The following is a 20,770-nucleotide window of genomic DNA, read 5'->3' on the forward strand; positions in this document are numbered from 1 at the left end:
ACCCGTTGAAAGCACGACCATGAGCAAGACGTACAAGATCGCCGTCATCCCCGGCGACGGCATCGGCAAGGAAGTGATGCCCGAGGGGCTGCGCGTGCTGGAAGCCGCCGCGAAGCGCTTCGGCATCCAGTTCGAGTTCACCCACATCGAGTGGGCCAGCTGCGACTACTACGGCGAGACCGGCCAGATGATGCCGGACGACTGGAAGGCGCAGCTGGAAGGCCAGGACGCGATCTTCTTCGGCGCGGTGGGCTGGCCGGCGACGGTGCCGGACCACGTGTCGCTGTGGGGCTCGCTGCTGAAGTTCCGCCGCGAGTTCGACCAGTACATCAACCTGCGCCCGGTGCGGCTCTTCGAAGGCGTGCCCTGCCCGCTGGCCAACCGCAAGCCCGGCGAGATCGACTACTTCGTGGTTCGCGAGAACACCGAGGGCGAGTACACCAACCTCGGCGGCATCATGTACGCGGGCACCGACCGCGAGATCGTGATCCAGGAGTCGGTCTATTCGCGCTTCGGCGCGGACCGGGTGCTGAAGTACGCGTTCGATCTGGCGCAGAGCCGCGAGCGCAAGCACCTGACGGTCGCGACCAAGAGCAACGGGATCGCGATCTCGATGCCGTGGTGGGACGGCCGCGCGGACGCGGTCGGCGCCGGGTATCCGTCGGTCACCGTGGACAAGCAGCACATCGACATCCTGAGCGCGCGCTTCGTGCTGCAGCCGGGCCGCTTCGACGTGGTGGTCGCGTCCAACCTGTTCGGCGACATCCTGTCGGACCTGGGTCCCGCGACGACCGGCACGATCGGCCTGGCGCCGTCGGCCAACCTGAACCCGGAGCGCAACTTCCCGTCGCTGTTCGAGCCGGTGCACGGCTCGGCGCCGGACATCTACGGCAAGAACATCGCCAACCCGGTCGCGATGATCTGGTCGGGCGCGCTGATGCTGCAGTTCCTCGGCGAGCAGGCCGCGCACGACGCGATCCTGAAGGCGATCGAGCAGACGCTCGCGTCGGGCCCGCGAACGGGCGACCTGGGTGGCACGGCCAACACCACGGAGATGGGCAAGGCGATCGCTGAGTTGATCTGATCGCTATGCACTGAGTGCGTGGCTCCCCATCCTTAGGGAGCCTCACTCCTGCTGAGCCGCTCTATCCGTAAAGCTTCCATGCTGCCGACTCTGGTAGCACTCGGGATTTTTGCTATCCCAGCGTTCCCAAATGGGCGTCCGATGCCGCTCAGACGCTGGGGCATAGGCTAGCGGTTCGGCGCTTCCTTGAAGGCGACACCTCATCGAGCTAAGCCAAGCTCACGCATCACGAAGCCAACGGCGTGCACAGCTAGCTCAGCATCTTCCTCTTGAACGAGACGCAAGTTTCTCGGCTCCTGCTCATTGGCCTTACCGCGAGGATGTAGTTTGGCTACCGTCTCGGCCACACCGGCTACCGCATGCCTCTCATGCGGAGCTTCGCGAATGAGGCGCACCAGCCTTCCTAGGTCGTGCTCAACAACCTTCGCATCGGAACCCTGGCTCGCCATCCAGCGACCAAGCAACACCACAAGCGCATTTCGACACTGGTCGATAACCGAGATGGCTGTCTCACGGAACGCCGAGTCCAAAACGCGCTCTAGCGCTCGTTGAATTGGCTGCTGATGCTCTTCCGGCAGTTCCTCCAACCGAGCATCGGGTAGGACGCCGAAAGAAGACAACGCTTTGAGGGTCACGACAACATCTTCGCCCACGACCCGTTCGACCTGAACAATGCGCCAGATGGACCAAGCACGGTCCTGTCCGAGTGCCAGCGTCATGCCCTGACCCGCACGCGGCTTGCCCAGTAAGGTCTGGCACGGCCAATGATGGTGCAGCCGCTTGTTCAGCGAGATGGTCTGAAGGTTGTGCCGAACCACGTTGGCTGGATGTCCTTGCGTCAAGCAGTCTGCCGGCTGACCGCCCGGGAACGGCTCATAGAGTCTTCCGCGCCTCACGCGCGTGACTGGGTCGAAGGAGTCCTCCCGGAATAGCCAACGGAGCGCGTCTATCGAAAGCCCACGAGGCAACTCCTGTGCTTGTTCGCTGCCCTCAAATAGCTTCGCCTGCGTCAGCAAGGGCGCTGGGACGACCGCGTATTCAGGACGACCAGCTCCCTCGTAGACATGCCCTGTATCTTCTTCATATCCGATGTGCATGAGACCTGCCTGGAATGTCTTAACTTCTGAGTATTCAAACCGCCAACGGTTGCTTTTAGAGTCGAGGGCCTCGGGGCAGCTTCTCATCACTTTGAGGCTCACTCGCCTGAGCATTGGATGCCCCGTTTGCACAATCTTGAGCCTCTGGAATCCCTTTGCTGCGCGCAGACTCCACCGCCTCATCCAATTTGTCGCGCGCAAGTTCACTGATATCGGCCACAAGCTGCTTCATCGCGTCGAGTTCAGCACTTGGGCCGTTGGAGACACCTACGACTTCGAGCCTCAGGTAGGTCTGCTTCTCCAAGCGTGGCCGAAGATAGTCAACCACCTCCTTCGCCGACCTGAATGGCGGGGCCTCCGTCGAGCTGACAAGTCCAGTCAGCAACTCCTGGAGGCGGACACCTCCGCCTTCTCCAAGGTCAAAACGACTTGTCCTCTTGTCGGACGCATCTACACCGTAGACGTCAGCCGCCGGTACCGCTGCGTAGTAATTTCTCGCGCCATGGGCAAGGGCATAGATGGACACCGCCTTGCCTGTTCCGTCATTCATCTGATTCAACGCTGTGAACTGACGCACCTTTGTCTCATTGAGGGGACGGAACACGTCAAGTTGCCATCTCCTTTCTTTGAGAGTTGAGTGCTTGAATTGGACCCAGACAAGTCGAACTCCTCTGCCGGGAACCAACGCTCCGCCCTTGAAGACGAAAAGCACATCGGCCCCAGTGACATCTTCACCAACACCGTCGTCGCCGACATTCGCGAACACCGTATCGTGGGAAACGTGTAGCTGCGTAGAGAAGATCTCATTCGCGACATTCAGCTCACGCTCCAGCGCGTGCAGAAAATCTGAGGTGACGAGGTCCTCACGCTTCCTGCCGACCAGTGGCATCACTGTCCCTGACGCTCTTGCGATGGCCCAGTACAACAACAATCGAGGGTCCCCGGCACCAGGCTCACTGTGGGACAGGTCAATCTGCACCCTCTGAAGTTCATAACCGGAGAAGAGTGCGGCCTGCTTGCTTCTGGTCCGATCGGTGAACGCAGGAGGCTCCCCCTGGGCTGAGGGGAGTGTCACAACATCCTCTAGCAGCCATCGAACTCTTTCCACAAAGTCGTTCATTAGCTTCTCCCATCTTTCCGTTGCATGCCGGGAACCGGCCAATTCGAAAGTCGCCTCGTCATCCGACGTCAGGCCGGATTTGGCTTCGGCACCGCGTGGCACCGCTTCAGATACGCAATGGCATCCGGGTCACCATGGATTCCAGCCTGCAACATCGACTCCCAGTTATTCGGAGTCTGGTGCCTAACATCGCAAGCCTGCAGCTCCTTCTCAACCGCTTCTTCCATCGAAGCGCCGTAGGCCAGCCCTACATACGAAAGCTCTGGCGACCGGCAAATGTTCAACCAACGCTCAAGCAACGTCGCAGCGACGCTTGTCTTGCGGACGACCTCCGCTAGATGCCAGTCGACGACCGTCGCGACCTGCGCCGGGAGGCCCGAAACCGCGACGATGTCGACGAGCGGGTTCGCATACGGCGGGCTCAACTTCGCCACCGCCACCCGACCGAGGAGGAAGTCATCGTAATAGGGATGAATCGGTCGTGCGCCCTCAGCGTCACCGAAGAACTTGTCGCTCTTTTTCCGATTGCATTGGTCGCAGGCCGGGACAAGGTTCTTTGAGAAGAACGAGTAAACAGGCCAGGCCGCCTTCGGCAGCACATGGTCAGTCGTCGAAGCTGACTGCGAGCCACAGGTCGGGCAAACGCCAGCCGATAGGTGGTGTCGAATCTCCTCGATGAATTCAAGTGACTGCACTTGGTGCTCGTAGTGCTTCCGCATCGATTCCTGCAACTCGACTGGTAGAACCGGATGGACGGCAGGAATCGAGCCAGCGGCGAGCGCATGCGCCGTGTATGCGCCCTCCACAGCGGCCTGGTGCGCAGCAAGTAGAGGATGGGAACTTAGCGCTGGTCTCTGGGCCAACTGCGCCAGAATTGCAAGGTCATCTACCTGCAGTGGGTTGATTCGCCTCACGCTTTGCTTCCGCCTTCGCGCTCTGAACGCAGAAGCTCAGCGCGGATGTACGCAACCGCTTCGTTACTGAGTTCCCGACTCAACAGTTTCAGGCCCTCTTCGCTGTTGGGGTCAGTTCCCTGGCGGACGCTGACCATCGCTTCAACGGTTAGGCGCGCTAGCGTCGGCACTGTCTCATCGCCAAAGACATAGCCGGAAACGGCCACCACACTTGCACCGAGCGTTTGCAGCCGAGGATGCCTCACGAGCGGTGAGCCATCCTCCGAACGGCTCATGATTGAGACGTCCATCCGAGTGACTTCGCGGACAACAAAAGGGGAGTGCGTGGCGATGACGGCGAAAGAGCCGGTCGATCTGAGGACATGACGAAGCAAAGCCATCAGACGAGTTATGAATGTAGGGTGGAGATGGTTCTCTGGTTCATCAAGTAGCACGAGCGTGCCAGCTTCAATGAAAGTGCTCAGGTTCAGCGCAAACCGAAAGAAGAGCTCCTGACCGCTGCTGAGCGGTTGCATTCCCCGTCGTTCCGGCAAGTTCGATCTATCTGAAGTCCTACGCTGAAACGCGGCGCCAGTTGGCCCGGACTCATCGTCGGGCTCCGCCTCGAATTCGCCGTCCTCTGTTCGCCGCGGCGCGAAGAATTCTGGCCCGCGCGTGAGATCGACGTCCGCCAGGAGGTGAACTGCTCCGTCACCAATCGGTTCTAGCAGGCGAGCCAAGGGAAGGTAGTGATGACCATCTGCCCCCGCGTAATGCCAGTTGTTATGGGGCCGGCCCTCTTTCACCCGCAAGCAGATGCGCGAAAGCGGAAGCCACGAACCAAGAGCATTCTTGAAAATTTGAACGCGACTTTGACCACCGACGCGGGTCTCGTCTCGAGCCAAATCGACAAGTGCAGCGGCAAGCGGGTTGTCGCCCCTACGACGTTCAGTCCTTGGCGAGAGCGAGAAATGTCGATACCTTAGAACGCGTTGGCTCTTCAGCTTGTTTGGAAGCGACGACTTCGCAGGAACTGCGCTAAACGCGACGACTCTGCTAAATGGTTCCGTCGACACGACGTATCCACTGTTTTTGAGCTTGGCTAGGCTCCTAACGATGTGGGCGAGCGTCTGCGATTTTCCAACTCCGTTCTCACCAATCAGCACATTGATTCGGCGGTCGAAGAGGTCCGACCTCTGAAAGCGCAATCCGACTTCGTGTCGCCCTTTGAAGCCCGCCAAGTGGAAACGAACCGTTGCGGACGCTTCAGACATCTGAAGGCTTTCTGCCTCGTTGCCAAGCAGGACCGTTGCCCCTCTGCGATAAGCGAAGTAGCGCTCGTTCGACCGGAGGACGGCAAGTCGAAACGCCTCGGAAACGACAGCTTGTTTAAGCTCGGCCGGCGGCTCGCCAATGTTCAAGGCTACTATGTCGCGAGCGACCTTGAGTGCCTCAATGGCATTCTCTGCACCGAGCCCCCTCACTAGCTCCCGATACTCGTCGACACCTCCTTGAAGCGTAGCAAACCAGCGTGGCTCCTCAGACCTAGAGTCCATGTCCTCCCGGTCTGCGATGAGCTGTCCCATGCGCACTTCCGCGAACTGTCGCCCCTTCAAGACGAACTCCATCGCTTCAGAGCAGTCTTTGAATTTTTCGGCGATGAAGGCGACAGGACTTTGGCTTTCCAAAGGCGCCGCATGTGTCCGAACGAGCATGCCGGCCTGAATGCAGTAACCGAGGTCCCTTGATTGGTCCTCGTGTGGCCACAGCACTATCGACATCGCCGGCGCATGTTTGAACGCGTATTCGCGGTCGCCCGCGAAGAATACCTTGAAGCTCATTCCCCTCCCTATCATCGATTCTCTGTGATCGCGAGTGTTGAGAGAGGTCCGCAACCATGTCCTCTTGGCGATGAGCCGGTCCAGGCTTTGTCCTCTTCACAACCATATTCGCACACGAAGTCGACTCCTCTGCCACCAGCTACGGAATGAATTTCGCACTAGCTGTGAAGCTTCAATAAATTGTGGCGAGTGTTCATTCGGGCAGAATTTTAGAATCGGGACACCGCGCGCTACAACCAGCCGGCCTTTCGGAATCTCCAGAAGAGGACGCCGCAGGTCGCGGTGATGACACCGAGCGCCACGGGATACCCGAAGCGCCACTTGAGCTCCGGCATGACCTCGAAGTTCATCCCCCAGATGCCCGCGAACGCCGTGGCCGCCGCGAAGATGCCGGCCCAGGCCGCGAGGCGCTTGGTGGTCTCCGAGTCCTCGATGGCAGCCATCGACAGGTGGACCTGGATGACCGTCGTCGCGGTATCGCGCAGCGAGTCGAGCGCCGACTGCATGCGCTCCAGGTGGTCGTAGACATCGCGGAAGTACTCGCGGGTGTCCTCGCAGACCGGCGGCACGCGGCCGCGCACCAGCTTGCCGACGGCATCCAGCAGCGGTGAGACCGCGTGCTTGACGACGGTGACGCGCTGCTTGAGCTCGTACACCCGGCGGATGTTCTCGCGCGTGACGCCGGGCTCGAAGATCTGCGACTCGATCGCTTCGAGTTCCGTCTCCAGCGCCTCGATGACCGGGAAGTAGCGGTCCACGACCGCATCCATGATCGCGTACATCACGAAGCCGGGGCCGCGCTTGAGCATGTGCGGCTCCCTCTCCGCGCGGGCGCGCACGCCCAGCAGGCTCTGCGCGACACGGTTGCGGATCGACAGCACGAAGTTGTTGCCGACGAAGATCGACACCTCGCCCGTGCACAGCTCGTCCGTCGGCGTGAACTGCACCGTCTGCATCACGGCGAACAGCGTGTCGCCGTACTCCTCGACCTTGGGCCGCTGCTGGCCGTGCAGCGCATCCTCGACCGCGAGCTCGTGCAGGTCGAACTCCTCCTTCATCGCGAGGACCTCTTCGGTCGACGCGTCGCGCAGAGCGACCCAGACGAAACAGTCGGGCAGCTTGAGGTAGTCGCTGATCGCTTCAGGCTGGATATCGGCCAGCCGGCGGCCGTCGCGGTAGGCGACACAGTTGATGAGCATGGCTTGTCTCGATGTTCTTGCTTGACGCTAGCGTAGCCCGAACGGAATCAAGACGGCATCAAAGAAACCAAGGGGAATCCGCCCTGTTCACGGGGGCAGGAGTTCCAGCACTTCATCGCCGTAGCCATCGCGCTCGCCGGTGGGCCGCCAGCCGAGCCGGCGGTAGAAGCCGTGCGAGCGATGCGCCGGGTTGGCCGAGCAGCCGAGGAACAGGCGCTGATGCCCCAGCCCGCGCAGATGGGCGACGGTGCGGTCCAGCAGCGCCCTGCCGAGGCCGTGACCCTCATGCTCGGGCAGCAGCGCGAGGACGACGATCTCGCCGCTGGCGGCATCGCCGAAGCAGTAGCCGGCCATCACGCCGCCCGTCTCCGCAACGAAGCCCGGCAGCGCGCCATCGCGGACCTGGCCGGACCAGGACGCTTCCGTGATGCCGAGCTCGGCCAGGCGGGCGGCCGGCACGGCGTTCTCGCGCGTGCGGCCGCGCAGGTCGATGCAGGCGGCGATGTCGGACGGAACGGCGGGGCGGAGGAGGAAGCTCATGTCTCTTCGTGGTTCAGCAGGTCGAGATAGGCGGTGTACACGAAGATCGGCTCCCCGGCCGTTCCGCATACCCGATGGATCAGGCCGAGATCCACCAGCACCGCCACACCGCGGTCGATGGACGCCGCGTCCAGGCCGTTGAATGCGGTGATGTCGCCGCGGCGCGCCACCGGCCGGCAGAAGAGCGCGTGATGCACGCGCAGGGCGTCCTCGTTGCGGCTGGCCTCACGCCGGATGCGCACGCCGTCCGCCGTGTACATCCGCGTGATCGCCAGGGCCAGCTCCACCGCCTGCGCCGACGCGACCTGCACGCCGCCGGCGAAGAACCACAGCCACTCTTCCCAATCGCCGTGCTCGCGCACCTGCTGCAGCAGCTCGTAGTAGTCGCTCCGATGCGCCTTGAAGTAGAGCGACAGGAACAGCACGGGCTCGCGCAGGACCCCGTCGGCAATTAGCATCAGTGGAATCAGCAATCGGCCGAGCCGGCCGTTGCCGTCCAGATAGGGGTGGATGGTCTCGAACTGGAGGTGCGTCAAGGCCGCCTTCTTGAGCGCCGGATGGCGCTCCGGCTGGTCATTGATGAAGCGCTCCAGATCGGCCAGGCACTGGGCGAGTCGATGCGGCGGGGGCGGCACAAAGCTGGCGTCCGTCGCCGATGACCCGCCGATCCAGTTCTGCGTGCGACGGATCTCCCCCGGGGCCTTCCCCATGCCCCGTCCCTGTGTCATCAGGCGCCGATGCATCTCGTTCATCAGTCGCGTGCAGATCGGCAGCCCGCGGCGCAGCTGGTCGACCCCATGCTCCAGGGCCGACACGTAGCAGGACACCTCCTGCACATCGTCCACGGGCACGCCGGGCGCGCCATCCGCCTCGTACAACAGCAGATCCGCCAGCGAGGATTGCGTGCCCTCGATCCGCGACGACAGGACGGCTTCCTTGCGGATGTAGCTGTACAGCAGGATGGAGGGATCCGGCATGAGCAGCGACAGGCCATCCAGTCGCCCCAACGCCTGGTTCGCGCGGTCCAGACGCATCTCCAGGTCGGTGTCCAGGATCAGGGAGGGGCGCGGCGGCAGCGGCGTCGGCACAAAGGCCTGGCACACCTCGCCGCCGGCAATGGAATATTCATGGCAACCAGCAATTCCGCGTCGCATACAGGCTCCGTCTTGAAGAAGCCCGCCATGCTCCGCCTCCCTGCGGAACTTTCAATGACTGCAATGCGCTAGGCGGCTACCCGAGTCGGTCGCCATTCGACGAGTCGCCCGTCCGCCATCACGCCGATCCAGTCCGCCATCGCCTCGGCTTCATCGGCATCGTGCGTGACCATCAACGCGGTCTGGCCCGCCGAGCGCAGGATGTCGCGCACTTCGACGACGAGCCGGTCGCGCGTCGCGGCGTCGAGGTTGGAGAACGGCTCATCGAGCAGCAGCAGTCGCGGTGAAGGCGCCAGCGCCCGTGCGAGCGCGACCCGCTGCTGCTGGCCTCCGGAAAGCTCGTGCGGCATGCGCGAGCCCAGGTCGTCGAGGCCCACCAGCGACAGCAGCTCGCGCACGCGGCGGTCGCGCTCGGCGGCAGCCCGGCGACGCAGGCCGAAGCCGACGTTGGCCGCCGCATTCAGATGCGGGAACAGGGCGATCTCCTGGAACAGCAGGCCGACGCCGCGATGTTCCGGCTCGACGTGGGCACCGGGGCCGGACAGTTCCCGGCCGTCGAGCAGCACGCGCCCCGCGCTCAGCGGCTCGAAGCCGGCGATCGCGCGCAGCGCCGTGCTCTTGCCGCAACCCGACGGCCCGAGCAGGCAGGCGATGCCGCCCAGCGGCAGCGTCAGCGACAGCCCGTTCAGGACGGCGGATTCGGCGCCCGGGTAGCGCAGGTGGAGGTTCTCAAGGGTGAGCGTGCTCATGTCGATGCCTTCATGTCGTGCCCTTCATCGCCACGTACGCGGCGGGTGTCTCCGCGTCGGACCTGGCGTCCGGCACGGGCGGCGCAGGAGGCGTCCGCCCCGCGGTTTCCCGGCTCAGCAGCAGCACCGCCGGCAGGCCGACAGCGACGATCAGCAATGCGGCGAGCGCGCCGTGCTCGTAGCTGCCGCGCGCGGCCTCGGCGAAGAGCAGCGTCGGCAGTGTCTCGACGTTAGCGGGCCGCAGCAGCAGCGACGCGGGAAGTTCCTTCATCACGTCGATGAAGACCAGCAGCGCACTCGCCATGAGCGCCGGCCGCAGCAGCGGCAGATGGACGCGGCGCAGCGTGCCGAGCGGCGTTTCGCCGAGGCTGCGGGCGGCCTGCTCCAGCGGCGCCGGCAGGCGCGCCAGCCCCGCCTCGACACCGCCGATCGGCAAGGCCAGGAAGCGGATCGCGCCGGCCACGATGAGCACCGCGCCGACGCTCATCAACGGCAGGCCGGGCAGGCCCAGCAGATCGGCGATCCAGCCGTCGACGGCCAAGGCCGGCGGCAGCAGGCCGATCGCCAGCACCGTGCCGGGCACCGCATAGCCGAGCGCGGCACTGCCCAGCCACCACGCGCGCGGACGTCCGGCGCCGCCCGTCGACCGGGACGCCCAGGCGACGATCAGACCCGCCGCCACGGCGATCACCGTCACGCTCAACGCCAACCCCGCCGAATGCATCGCGCCGGACAGGACCTCCGGGGACAGTCCGTGCCCCTCCGCCGCCCGCTTCCAGGCCAGCACCGCCAGATGCCCCGCCGGCAGCACGAAGCCGATCAGCACGGGCAAGGCCGCGGCCGCGGTCGCCAGCCACGCCGAGGCGCCGCGCAGCCGACGCCGCGCGGCGGGTCGCATCGCGCGCACGCTGCCTGCGCGCTGACGGCGGCGTCCCTGCCGCTCCAGCCAGACCAGCAACGCCACCATTGCCAGCATCGCGCAGGCGATCTGCGCGGCCGCGCCCAGGTCGGAGCGCGTCACCCAGATCGTGTAGATCGTCGTGGTCAGCGTGGTCACGCCGAGGAACTCGGACGCGCCGACGTCGTTCAGCACTTCCAGCAGCACCAGGCCGACGCCCACCGCGAGCGCCGGGCGCGCCATCGGCAGCGCGACGCGCAGGAACGCGCCCCACGGCCCTTCGCCGAGCAGCCGCGCCGCCTCCATCAAGCGCGCGGGCTGCGTCGAGAACATCGCGCGCATGCTCAGGTAGACGTAGGGATAGAGCACGGCGGACAGGACCAGCACCGCGCCGCCCATCGAGCGGGCATCGGGCAGGCGGAACTGGCGCGGCGACTCGAACCCGAGCAGCGCCCGCACGGCGCCTTGGAGCGGTCCGATCGGATGCAGCAGGTCGACGTAGCTGTAGGCCGCGATGTAGGTCGGCACCGTCAGCGGCAGCAGCAGCGCCCAGCGCAGCACCGCGCGGCCGGGGAAGTCGACACGCGTCACCAGCCACGCGCAGCCGGTGCCGACGATCGCCGTCAGCAGGCCGACGCCGATCAGCAGCGTTACCGTCTGCGCGGCGGCGCGCGGCAGCACGTGCTCGAACAGGTGGGTCCAATGCGCGGCCCCGGCGCCCAGCGCCGTCCACGCCAGCGCGCCCAGCGGCGCCAGCACGACGAGCGCGATGACCGAGGCCGTCGCCTGCCACAACGGGTCGACCGCGCGCGGCCGGCCGAAGAGACGCCTCACGCCGTCACTGGTCGAAGGCAACCTTGTCGACCAGCAGGCTGGCCTGCTTGCGGTGGCGCGCGATCTCCGTCAGCGGCAGCGCGTCGGCCTTCACCGGGCCGATCGCCGACTGGATCAGCGGATCCAGCGTGACGCCGGCACGCACCGGGTACTCGTAGTTGGTCTGCGCGTAGAGCTGCTGCGCCGGCTCCGACACGAGGAACTCCATCAGCGCCTGCGCGGCCGCCTTGTTCGGCGCGTGTTTCGCCACCGCGGCGCCGCTGATGTTGACGTGCGTGCCCGCGCCCTTCGCGAAGACGGGCTTCAGCACCTGGATGCCGTCGCCCCACTTGCGCGCTTCGCTGCCGGGCTTGGCCGACTTCATCTGGCCGACGTAGTACGAGTTGGCCAGCCCCACGTCGCAGATGCCGCCGAGGATGTCGCGTGCGACGTCGCGATCGCCGCCGGTGGGCTTGCGACCGAGGTTGGCCTTCAGGCCGCGCAGCCACTGCTCGGTCTTCGCCTCGCCGTCGTGGGCGATCATGGCGGCGACCAGGGCCGTGTTGTACGGGTGCTGGCCCGAACGCGTGCAGACCTTGCCCTTCCACTTCGGATCGGCCAGGTCCTCGTAGCGGATCGCGCCGGTCTTCAGGGACGGATCCGCGTAGAGCACGCGGGCCCGCAGCGACAGCGCGGTCCACTGGCCGTCGGCCGCGCGGAGGTTGGCCGGCACGGCCGACTCGATCTCGGGCGACTTCAGCGGCTGCGTCACGCCGCCTTCGACGAGGTCGATCAGGTTGCCGACGTCGACCGTCATCAGCAGGTCGGCCGGCGAGCGGGCGCCCTCGGCCTTGACGCGCTCCAGCAGCCCGTCCTTCACGAACACCGTGTTGACCTTGGTGCCCGTCTTCGCGGTGAACGCGGACAGCAGCGGCTGGACGAGCGCGACCTCGCGCGTCGTGTAGAGCGTCAGCTCACCACCGGCGGGTACGTTGGCCTGCGCAACACCTGGCACCAGCGCGATGGCAGACACCACCATGGCCGCCGTGGCGCCGATCGGGCGGAGCTTGGAACGCAAGGACTTGGCAGATCGGCGCATCGTGTTGTCTCTTTCTCAGGCGTCAGAACGGACGAGGGACCCCGGGGACGGGGTCGGACCGGAAACTTCGAGCTCCGTCGATGAGAACGACTCTCATCTGGAGAGACGCGCAATGTAGGCGCGCCGTCCGCCCGGCGGAAGGAGACAAAAGCTGCAAGGGTCCACAGGAAGAACCGGGGCCCGGACGGCGGTGAAGCCGGACCGCGGCTTCGGGCGGTCTTCAGGCCGCCGCCGCGGCTTGCGGCAACGCCCGCGCCCCGGCGGCGATGACGTCCGAGATATCCCCGATCATCTGCCGCAGCCAGCGTTGCGCCGGATCGGGCTCGGCGCGGATGTGCCAGACCTGGCTGATGTCGATGCCGCGCAGCGCGAAGGGCAGGTTCCGGCAGGCGAGCTGGCCGGCGAAGCCGGTGGCCGGGACGAAGCTGTCCGGCAGCACCGTGATCAGGTCGGACTGCTGCACGGCCATCGTGCCGGTGAAGAAGCTGTTGACCGTCATCGCCACCCGCCGCTTGCGGCCGATCGTCGCCAGCGCGTCGTCGACGAAGCCATGCGCGCGGCCCGCGAAGCTCACGCGCAGGTGCTGCGCGGCGCAGTAGGCATCCAGCGTCAACGCGCCGTGCTCGGCCAGCGGATGGTCGGCGCGCATGACGCAGACGTAGCGGCTCGCGTAGAGCGCCTCGCGCCGGAAGGCGGTGCTGTCGTCCTCGATCATCAACTGCTCGGTCAGGTCGGGGAAGAAGCCGATCGCCAGATCGGCCCAGCCCTGCTCCAGCAGCTCGCGCGGGTCGCGGGTGGTCAGCGGCACCACGCGCAGGCCGACGTGGATGCCCTCCTCCAGGAAGCGCCGGCTCAGTTGCGGCACGACCAGCGCCGCGGTCGCGTCCGCCATCGCCAGCGTGAAGCTGACCGTGTTGCCGGCGGCGCGCGGGTCGAAGACCTGCGGCTCCAGCGCCTGCTGCAGCGCGGCCAGCGCGCGGCGGACCACCGGCCAGAGCGACTGGGCATGGGGCGTCGGCTCGACGCCAGTGGAGCTGGGGATGAAGAGTTCCTCGTGCGTGGCCTCGCGCAGGCGCCGCAGCGCATTGCTGACCGCCGGCTGGGTGATGGACAGCCGATGCGCGGCGCGGGTGACGTGGCGTTCTTCCATCACCACGTCGAAGACGCGCAGCAGGTTCAGGTCCAGCGTCCGGAAGTTGACGGGGCGGGGGGTGCTCATGCGTCGGATGCTAATTCCGTCACGGGTCATTTCCGGCGGTGATGACGCGATTCCCAAGCGCAATTGGCGTGCCGTACGTGAAAACCGCAATATCTCGTCCATGGCGCACGGCCACCCGCCAAGCAAGCGCCACCCAACATCACCTCAGAAGGGAACCGCCATGACCACCGCCACGCTGAATGTCCAAGTGATGGCTGCCGACGCAGCCCGGGCTCGCACCGCCAATGTGGCCGGCGAGCGTCTGGTGAGCCTGGCCCTGCGCGCCGGCCACGCCGTCGTCGAATTCGTCCACGCCGCCGTCGAGCTGCGCCCCCGCGAAGCCGTCCTGCAAGCCGCCGCCGAGCAGTCGGCCGAGCGCCCGGACCTGGCCTTCTCGCTGCGCCGCGTCGCCCGCAACGGCTGGATGATGTACTGAGCCGAGTTCTTCAGGACGCCTGACCAGCGTCCCTCCTGCAAGGAAGAGCCGGGCCGCGAGGTCCGGCTTTTTTCTTTGTCGCGTGGAAGCCGCACATCGGGTGTCGGGCGACAGCCGGACCTGCAGATTTGAGGGAGGACGCGAGTCGTGATCCGTCAAATCCCGCCACGCCGCTGAGCCCGCCCGCGGCGTTTTGACCGGGGTCAAGCCCGTCGCCGAGCAGCATCGATGCCTTGTTGTTGAGAGAACAAGGTGAGTGATGCGATACATGCCTGAGGTGCTTGAACTGCCGTCCCCTGCGGTAGCGGAACCGGATTCGACCTATTTCGCCCCGCGGCCCAAACCGCCGACCTGGTCCGAACGGTCCCGCCAGATGTTCGACTTCATGGACATCCCCGTCGAGTTCCGGGACAAGGTGCCGTACCGGCGCGAGTTCCTGGACTCGTATGCGCCGAACGTCCATTCGCTGCTGCCTCCCAGCCTCGCCGATGAACTGCATCGCACCGCGCGATGGGACAACGGGCCCCATCACTTCGACGGCGCACTGACCCTCATGACCGAATTCCTGACGGAGTTCTGCTGGTCGTCATCGAAGCTGGAAGGCTGCCGATTCACGCTTGCCGAGACCGGCTGCCTCCTTCACCTGGAAGAATCGCTGCAGACCGATGCTGCGAAACGAAGCGAAGAAGCCCGGATCGTCGTGAATCACAAACGGGCACTGGAGTTGATGGTCTTCGAGACCCACCCGCACCGGGTGAGTGTCAACCTGCTCCTCGGTTTGCAAGGCCAACTGATGGAAGGTCTGATACCGCCCGAACGATGCGGGCGGGTGCGCGACATCCATGTCCATGTGAGCGGAACCGGCTATCAGCCGGGACGGATCCCCGCGCTCCTCGAAGAACTGCTTCAACAGATCGCCATCAAGGCAGCAGCGATCCTCAATCCGGTCGAAGCCGCGTTCTTCCTCTGGATCCACGTCGCCTACCTGCAGGCGTTCGCGGACGGCAACAAGCGCACGGGTCGGTTATCGGCCAACATGCCGCTGTTGGCGGGGCACTGCGCGCCGCTGAGCTTCGGCGGCGTCGAGGCGAGCGACTACGTGGTGGCGATGCTCGGCGTGTACGAGCGCAACGACGTGTCCGTGGCCGTCGATCTTTTCGAATGGCTGTATCGAAGGTCGATGCAGAAATATCCGTGGATGTTGAGCTAACAATCGACGCATGTCCCACGTCTCTCTCCTCGACGCCGCCGGCTTCGCCGGCGCCCATGCGCTGGCGATCTACGGCGCGCTGCTGGTGCTGGTCACCGGCACGACCTGGCTCGCCGCGCGCGCGCTGCTGCCGGACCGCGGTGGGCAGGCCGCGACGCCTGAACCGCTCTCCCCGGCCGCGCTGCTGCTGCGCTTCGCGGCGGGCTTCGCGTTCATCGTCGGCGGCGCGATGCTGTTCGCCGAGATCGCGGAAGAGCTCCACACCGAGCAGACGCTCGGTCAGCTCGACGAGGCCTTCATCGTCGCGATGATCGATCACGTGCCCGATCTCGCGCTGCGGGCGTTCTACCTGATCACGTTCGTCGGCAACCGGGAGACGCTGATCACGCTCGGCATCGCGATGGCCGTGCTGCTGCTGCTCCTGCGACGCCGCGGGCTGGCGCTCGGCTGGGCGCTGGCGATGCTGGGCAACGCCGCGCTCAATCCGACGCTGAAGCACATCTTCGAACGCGCCCGTCCCGTGCATCCGACCCGCTGGCTGACCGAGGAGGGATTCAGCTTCCCCAGCGGCCACAGCTCCGGCACGGTGATCGCGATGGGGATGCTCGCCTACCTCGCCGTGCGCCTGCTGCCGCGGCGCTGGCATGTGGCGGCCTGGATCGCGGCGGCGGGGCTGGCGTTCTCGGTCGGCGCCAGCCGCATCTTCCTGCGCGTGCACTTCCCGAGCGACGTGCTGGCCGGCTTCGCTTCCGGCGCCGCCTGGCTGACCGTCTCCATCGTCAGCATCGAACTCGCGCGCTGGGCGCGCCGCAGACGCGTCGGGCGTCAGGCCAGCGCCGTCGAGCTCACACGCTGAAAGAGGCCGGCGGTCTCGTCGACGTCCCACCGTTCGACGACGGCCGCGCGCCCCGGACCGGCCCGGATCACGTTCACGGAATTCGGAATCCCGCCGCGCACGCGGATGCTCAGCGCCGTGCCCGCCTGCACCGCCCAGACCGGGTGCGGCAGGTCCGTCCGGCGCTCATGCAACGGCAGCACATAGGGCAAGTGGATGTGGCCGCCGACCACGGCGTCCACCCCTGCCTCCGACCAGCGCCGCACCGCCTTCGCATGGCCGCGCAGCAGGTTGGAGAGGTCGGCCGTCTTGGTCACCGCGACCGGCTGATGCACGGCCACGAGCCGCACCTGGCCGGGCCTGGCGCGCGCCAGCCGCTGCGCCGTGCGCTCGATCTGCGGATCGGACACCTCGCCGTTCTTGTGGCGGTAGCGGCGCGTCGTGTTGAGCGCGATGACGAGCAGGTCGTCGCTCTCGAACTCGCCGTCCTCGGCGGGCCCGAACGCGCGCTCATAGCGCCGATAGGGATGCAGCAGCCGCGTGGTCACCGCATAGAGCGGGATGTCGTGATTCCCCGGGATGACCAGCCGCGCCGGCACGCCCAGTTTCTCGACGAAGGCCTTCGCGCGCGAGAACTCGATCGGGCGCGCGCGCTGCGTGATGTCGCCGGTGATCAGCAGCAGGTCGGGCTTCAGCTCGCCGCAGAGACGCTCCAGCGCGCCCACCGCCATCGGCCGCTCGGTGCCGAAGTGCGGATCGGACATCTGCAGCACGACGGTCATGCCCTCGGCTCCGTGGAGACCGGCGTTGACGTGGGAGCTGACGTTGGGGCGGGGGCGGAGGCGTGCGAGGAAGCGGCATCGGAAGCGAAGGCGGCCTGCGCTTGCCGCCGCTCTTCCGACAGCCCCTCCGGGCGGATCAACATCAGCGGATGCGGGGACACCTCGAAGCACACCGGCAGGCGCATCCACAGCACTTCGCCGTCGGTGGCGACCTTCACGCGGCGCGCGCCGAAGCGCCGGCTGCGGACGGTGAGGCGATTGAAGGGGAAGTTGACGATCTGGTCCGCCTCGGCGAGTTTTCCCATCGCGCCGCGCACGAGCAGCTTCAGCAGGCCCCAGCGTCCGACGGGCTTGAGCATCACGCCGGCCAGTTCGCCGCGATCGATGGCCTGGGCTTCAGGCAGGCCGACCTGCTCCATCTGGAGCGCGTTGTTGCCGACAAAGACCGTCGGCGTGCGCACGTGCCTGGGCTGCCCGTGCAGCTCGATGGTCAGGCCGAGGCTGCGATGGCCGCGCAGGATCGTCGCCAGCACCGCGCCGGCCGCGATCAGGCGGCTGCGGCCGAATTGCTGCTTCCAGACCTCGCGGTCCTCGAGCGACTGCGAATAGAGCCCGAGGCTCGCGTTCACGTTGAAGACCCGCTCATTGAGCAGGCCCACCTGCACCGGTGCAGCCTGCTCTTCGAGCAGCACGCGCAGCGCGCCGTCGAGGTCGGCAGGGATCCCGTGCGTCCGGGCGAAGTAGTTGAAGGTGCCGCGCGGCAGCACGCCGAAGGTGCAACCGCTGCCGAGGACTTCCTGGACGACGCCGTTGATCGTGCCATCACCGCCGGCAGCGACGACGACGCCGTCGACTTCGCGGGCACGGCGCACGGCTTCGCGCGCCGTCTCAGCCAGCTTGCCGGGCGCCTCGATGGGCAGCAGGTGCACCTCGCGCCCGGCCGCGCGGCAGGCGGCTTCCACGGCGGGGCCGACTTCATCCCGGTTGCCACGGCCCGAGGCGCGGTTGAACACGACGAAGAGCGGCGGGAGACGGGAATCGGTCGGCAAGGGCATGGGCATGAGCAAGGAGACGCGCGGCGTGGCGGAAGGCTGGAACGATAACGTCCCGGCAAGCCGGACGCCTGCCTGCCCGCCCGCCTGCTCTCTGATCCTTGCTCCTTGCTCCTCGCTGCCCGGTGCGCGCTCCGTGACGGGTGCTATGCCCCGCGTTTCTTATGCGCCGCCGGGCAGCGGTGCTTCCGGATGCACCAGCCTGGCCTGACGCAGTTCGCGCCAGAAGTCGGCCGGCACTTTCTCATTCAGCGCGGCGCGATCCTCGGCGAGGCGGCTCGGCTGGCTCGCCCCTGGGATGACGGCGGCGACGGCCGGATTCGCGAGCGAGAACTGCAACCCGGCCGCCTTCATGCTGATGCCGTGACGGTCGGCGATCGCCTTGATGCGGGCGACCTTGTCGAGGATGGCCGGCGTCGCTGGCGCGTATTCGAAGTTGGGACCGCCGACCAGCGCGCCCGAGCTGTACGGCCCGCCGACGACGATGCCCAGCCCCTGGGCGGTGACTTCCGGCATCACGCGCTGCAACGCGCGATCGTGATCGAGCAGCGTGTAGCGGCCGGCGAGCAGGAAGCCGTCGGGGCGCGCGCCGTCGAGCGCCATGACCAGTTCGATCGGCTCGACGCGGTTGACGCCCAGCCCCCAGGCCTTGATCACGCCCTCGTCGCGCAGCCGGTCGAGCGCCTTGAAGGCGCCCTTGCGCGCGCCTTCGAACACGCCCAGCCACTCGTCGCCATAGAAGTCCTGCGCGACGTCGTGCACCCAGACGATCTCGATGCGGTCGGTCTTCAGGCGCTTGAGGCTGTCCTCGATCGAGCGCAGCGTCGCGTCCTGGGAGTAGTCGTTGACGATCCTGTTGGGGCGGCCGTACTTGAAGACGTCGCCCTTCTCGCCGTTGTCGCGGGCGCTGACGTCCTCGACCTCGTCGAGGATGAGGCGGCCGACCTTGGTGCTGATGACGTACTCGTCGCGCGGGCGCTCGGCCAGCGCGTCGCCCATGCGGATCTCGGCGAGGCCGGCGCCGTAGAACGGTGCGTTGTCGAAGTAGCGGATGCCGTCGTTCCAGGCGGCGTCGACGGTGGCGCGGGCTTCGGCCTCGGGGATGTCGCGGAACATGTTGCCCAGCGGGGCGGTGCCGAATCCCAGCTTGCCGGGAAGCAGGTCTTTCAGAGCCATGGGAAGTCCTTTCGGGAAGAGTGGCTTGTTCCCAATCTAGAGGCTGAACGGCGATTCATGAAATTGAATCGGTGAACTGCGGATATTTCCGGAGCGCATACCCATCCGTCAATTGCACGGAAGGGCTAGCGGCCGTCCCGCAGGGCCACATCCTCCAGCCCGATCACGAGCCGACGCCCGAGCACGCCGCATGCAATCGTGCCTTGGCCACCGTTTCTGCAGGTGGCGACGCAAGGTGTTCATGCTGTCGCGCTCGTGTTGGTAACGGTAAAGCAATCCCCTCTGACAGGTAAAACGCAAAGACTTCGTCCATGGCGTCGCTTGCTTCTCCTAAGGCATGCTCGAGGTTCTCTCCTTGAGTGATCAGCGCCGGCAGATCGCGGCAGGTCACCACGAAGCCACCGTCCGGATCCGGTGCCAAGTGCACCGGGTATGCGATCAACGCCATGGTGCTTCCTTTCTGTCGTCAATGAACTCAGGACAAAGCTTCGGACATGCACCATGAACTGCCAATAGCCGAAGTTCGTGGACCTGAATGACTCAGCCTTCCGAACAGACGGAACGCTCTGATCGACAGCAATTGACCTAGCATTGCGAAGCGTCAGGCGCAGTCATCAACGCCGTCACCAACGCGATCACCCCCGGCTGCTCCAACGCCTGCCCCGAATGACAGAGCATCAGCGTGCGGCGCGCCCACGGCTCGTCGAGGCGGGCGATCCTGACGCCGTCCGTCTTCCCGCGTTCCGCCGCGCTGCGCGACATCACGGCCACGCCCGCGCCGGCTTCGACCAGTCGGGCGACCGCCTCGAAGCTCGATACGCGCACGCGGTGATGCGGCACGCGGCCGCTGCGCGCGGCCTGCGCCAGCAGGTAGCGGCTCAGGCCGCTGTCGGCGCCGAGACCGACGAAGGGCTGATCCAGCAGCTCGATGAAACGCACGCTCTTCGGCATCCGGCCTCGCTTGACCGCGGGCAGCAGCGCGACAAGCTCGTCCTCCACCCAGGGCTGCGATGTCAGGCCTGTCGTGTCGACATGATTGGTGACGATCGCGACGTCGGCGACGCCTTCGCGCAAGGCCTGCAGCGCGGCGTCGCTGGGCATCTCCTGCAGTTCGACGTCGATGTCCGGATGGTCCGCGAGGAAGCGGCCGAGCCGGGGCGGCAGCGCCTCAACCACCGCGGCCGTGTTGCCGAGCAGGCGCACCGTGCCGCGCAGCCCGCGGCCGAAGGCCGACATCTCGACATGCAGCGAATCCAGCTCCGACAGCACCCGGCGGGCCTGGCGCGAGAGCGCCCTGCCCGCATCGGTCGCGACGACGCCGGCCTTGGAACGATCCAGCAGCCGCACGCCGACCCGGTGCTCGAGCCCCTTCAGGCGCGCGCTCGCGGCCGCGAGCGACAGGCTCATCGCCGCCGCGCCGGCCGTGATCGAGCCATGCGCGACGACCGCCTCGAACAGCTGCAGGTCGAAGGGATCGACGCGGTAGTCGATCGGGCGGGCGGTGGAGCGCATTGCGGTCATCGAGGCCATCCTCTCGCGAATCCTCTTGCGGACGCGAAGGATATCCGCCGCACATCGAGATCGACAGTCGTCG

Annotated in this window: 20 protein-coding genes; 4 read left to right on the top strand and 16 right to left on the bottom strand. The window is 66.2% G+C overall.

The features are described 5' to 3' along the window. The first annotated feature begins 19 nt into the window (after window positions 1-19). Complete coding sequence (locus tag AC1VNM_RS17365; protein WP_483107735.1) at window positions 20-1,084, top strand: tartrate dehydrogenase; 1,065 nt, start codon at window positions 20-22, stop codon at window positions 1,082-1,084. Between the two features lie 200 nt (window positions 1,085-1,284). On the opposite strand, the gene AC1VNM_RS17370 is transcribed toward AC1VNM_RS17365, so the two are convergent. The 11 genes from AC1VNM_RS17370 to AC1VNM_RS17420 all read right to left on the bottom strand — a co-directional run bounded on the left by AC1VNM_RS17370 (window position 1,285) and on the right by AC1VNM_RS17420 (window position 13,706). Beyond that, window positions 1,285-2,181, bottom strand: a complete 897-nt coding sequence (locus AC1VNM_RS17370; RefSeq protein WP_483107736.1) for a hypothetical protein — start codon at window positions 2,179-2,181, stop codon at window positions 1,285-1,287. A 55-nt stretch (window positions 2,182-2,236) separates the two neighbouring features. Beyond that, window positions 2,237-3,301, bottom strand: coding sequence for a hypothetical protein (locus AC1VNM_RS17375; RefSeq protein ID WP_483107737.1), 1,065 nt, complete (start codon window positions 3,299-3,301; stop codon window positions 2,237-2,239). A gap of 68 nt (window positions 3,302-3,369) precedes the next feature. Then, complete coding sequence (locus AC1VNM_RS17380) at window positions 3,370-4,020, bottom strand: HNH endonuclease (protein ID WP_483107738.1); 651 nt, start codon at window positions 4,018-4,020, stop codon at window positions 3,370-3,372. Between the two features lie 191 nt (window positions 4,021-4,211). Continuing rightward, window positions 4,212-6,035, bottom strand: a complete 1,824-nt coding sequence (locus AC1VNM_RS17385; RefSeq protein WP_483107739.1) for an AAA family ATPase — start codon at window positions 6,033-6,035, stop codon at window positions 4,212-4,214. 230 nt (window positions 6,036-6,265) lie between these two features. Beyond that, window positions 6,266-7,234, bottom strand: coding sequence for a magnesium/cobalt transporter CorA (gene corA, locus AC1VNM_RS17390; RefSeq protein ID WP_483107740.1), 969 nt, complete (start codon window positions 7,232-7,234; stop codon window positions 6,266-6,268). A gap of 87 nt (window positions 7,235-7,321) precedes the next feature. Continuing rightward, window positions 7,322-7,774: a GNAT family N-acetyltransferase gene (locus tag AC1VNM_RS17395; RefSeq protein ID WP_483107741.1), complete on the bottom strand. Its 453-nt coding sequence runs from the start codon at window positions 7,772-7,774 to the stop codon at window positions 7,322-7,324. Further along, window positions 7,771-8,928: a Fic family protein gene (locus AC1VNM_RS17400; protein WP_483107742.1), complete on the bottom strand. Its 1,158-nt coding sequence runs from the start codon at window positions 8,926-8,928 to the stop codon at window positions 7,771-7,773. The genes AC1VNM_RS17395 and AC1VNM_RS17400 overlap by 4 nt, the downstream gene beginning before the upstream one ends. A gap of 68 nt (window positions 8,929-8,996) precedes the next feature. Continuing rightward, window positions 8,997-9,677, bottom strand: coding sequence for an ABC transporter ATP-binding protein (locus tag AC1VNM_RS17405; RefSeq protein WP_483107743.1), 681 nt, complete (start codon window positions 9,675-9,677; stop codon window positions 8,997-8,999). Window positions 9,678-9,687: 10 nt separating this feature from the next. After that, on the bottom strand, window positions 9,688-11,409 hold the full coding sequence (locus tag AC1VNM_RS17410; protein ID WP_483107744.1) for an ABC transporter permease: 1,722 nt from the start codon (window positions 11,407-11,409) through the stop codon (window positions 9,688-9,690). A gap of 4 nt (window positions 11,410-11,413) precedes the next feature. Continuing rightward, entirely contained in the window at window positions 11,414-12,487 is a 1,074-nt protein-coding gene (locus tag AC1VNM_RS17415) for an extracellular solute-binding protein (RefSeq protein ID WP_483107745.1), read from the bottom strand. A gap of 220 nt (window positions 12,488-12,707) precedes the next feature. Further along, window positions 12,708-13,706 carry a LysR family transcriptional regulator gene (locus AC1VNM_RS17420; RefSeq protein WP_483107746.1) on the bottom strand — a complete coding sequence of 333 codons (999 nt, stop codon included), beginning with the start codon at window positions 13,704-13,706 and terminating at the stop codon, window positions 12,708-12,710. A 160-nt stretch (window positions 13,707-13,866) separates the two neighbouring features. Here AC1VNM_RS17420 and AC1VNM_RS17425 point away from each other — a divergent pair, with 160 nt between their 5' ends. The 3 genes from AC1VNM_RS17425 to AC1VNM_RS17435 all read left to right on the top strand — a co-directional run bounded on the left by AC1VNM_RS17425 (window position 13,867) and on the right by AC1VNM_RS17435 (window position 16,187). Beyond that, on the top strand, window positions 13,867-14,121 hold the full coding sequence (locus AC1VNM_RS17425) for a hypothetical protein (protein WP_431100086.1): 255 nt from the start codon (window positions 13,867-13,869) through the stop codon (window positions 14,119-14,121). A gap of 259 nt (window positions 14,122-14,380) precedes the next feature. Next, window positions 14,381-15,331 (top strand): Fic family protein, encoded by a 951-nt coding sequence (locus AC1VNM_RS17430; RefSeq protein ID WP_483107747.1) that lies wholly within the window; start codon window positions 14,381-14,383, stop codon window positions 15,329-15,331. A 10-nt stretch (window positions 15,332-15,341) separates the two neighbouring features. Continuing rightward, complete coding sequence (locus tag AC1VNM_RS17435; protein ID WP_483107748.1) at window positions 15,342-16,187, top strand: phosphatase PAP2 family protein; 846 nt, start codon at window positions 15,342-15,344, stop codon at window positions 16,185-16,187. On the opposite strand, the gene AC1VNM_RS17440 is transcribed toward AC1VNM_RS17435, so the two are convergent. From AC1VNM_RS17440 to AC1VNM_RS17460, 5 genes are all read right to left on the bottom strand, one after another. After that, the gene (locus tag AC1VNM_RS17440; RefSeq protein ID WP_483107749.1) at window positions 16,157-16,948 is read right to left on the bottom strand and encodes a metallophosphoesterase family protein; all 792 of its coding nucleotides are present in this window, start codon (window positions 16,946-16,948) and stop codon (window positions 16,157-16,159) included. The two genes, AC1VNM_RS17435 and AC1VNM_RS17440, sit on opposite strands and share 31 nt — an antisense overlap. Further along, the gene (locus AC1VNM_RS17445; protein WP_483107750.1) at window positions 16,945-18,003 is read right to left on the bottom strand and encodes a diacylglycerol/lipid kinase family protein; all 1,059 of its coding nucleotides are present in this window, start codon (window positions 18,001-18,003) and stop codon (window positions 16,945-16,947) included. The genes AC1VNM_RS17440 and AC1VNM_RS17445 overlap by 4 nt, the downstream gene beginning before the upstream one ends. A gap of 159 nt (window positions 18,004-18,162) precedes the next feature. Next, complete coding sequence (locus AC1VNM_RS17450; protein WP_483107751.1) at window positions 18,163-19,176, bottom strand: aldo/keto reductase; 1,014 nt, start codon at window positions 19,174-19,176, stop codon at window positions 18,163-18,165. Window positions 19,177-19,339: 163 nt separating this feature from the next. Further along, complete coding sequence (locus AC1VNM_RS17455) at window positions 19,340-19,624, bottom strand: type II toxin-antitoxin system HicB family antitoxin (protein ID WP_483107752.1); 285 nt, start codon at window positions 19,622-19,624, stop codon at window positions 19,340-19,342. Window positions 19,625-19,761: 137 nt separating this feature from the next. Continuing rightward, window positions 19,762-20,697, bottom strand: coding sequence for a LysR substrate-binding domain-containing protein (locus AC1VNM_RS17460; protein ID WP_483107753.1), 936 nt, complete (start codon window positions 20,695-20,697; stop codon window positions 19,762-19,764). Window positions 20,698-20,770: the final 73 nt, after the last annotated feature.

The sequence above is a fragment of the Mitsuaria sp. MSU3D genome (genome assembly GCF_056867975.1).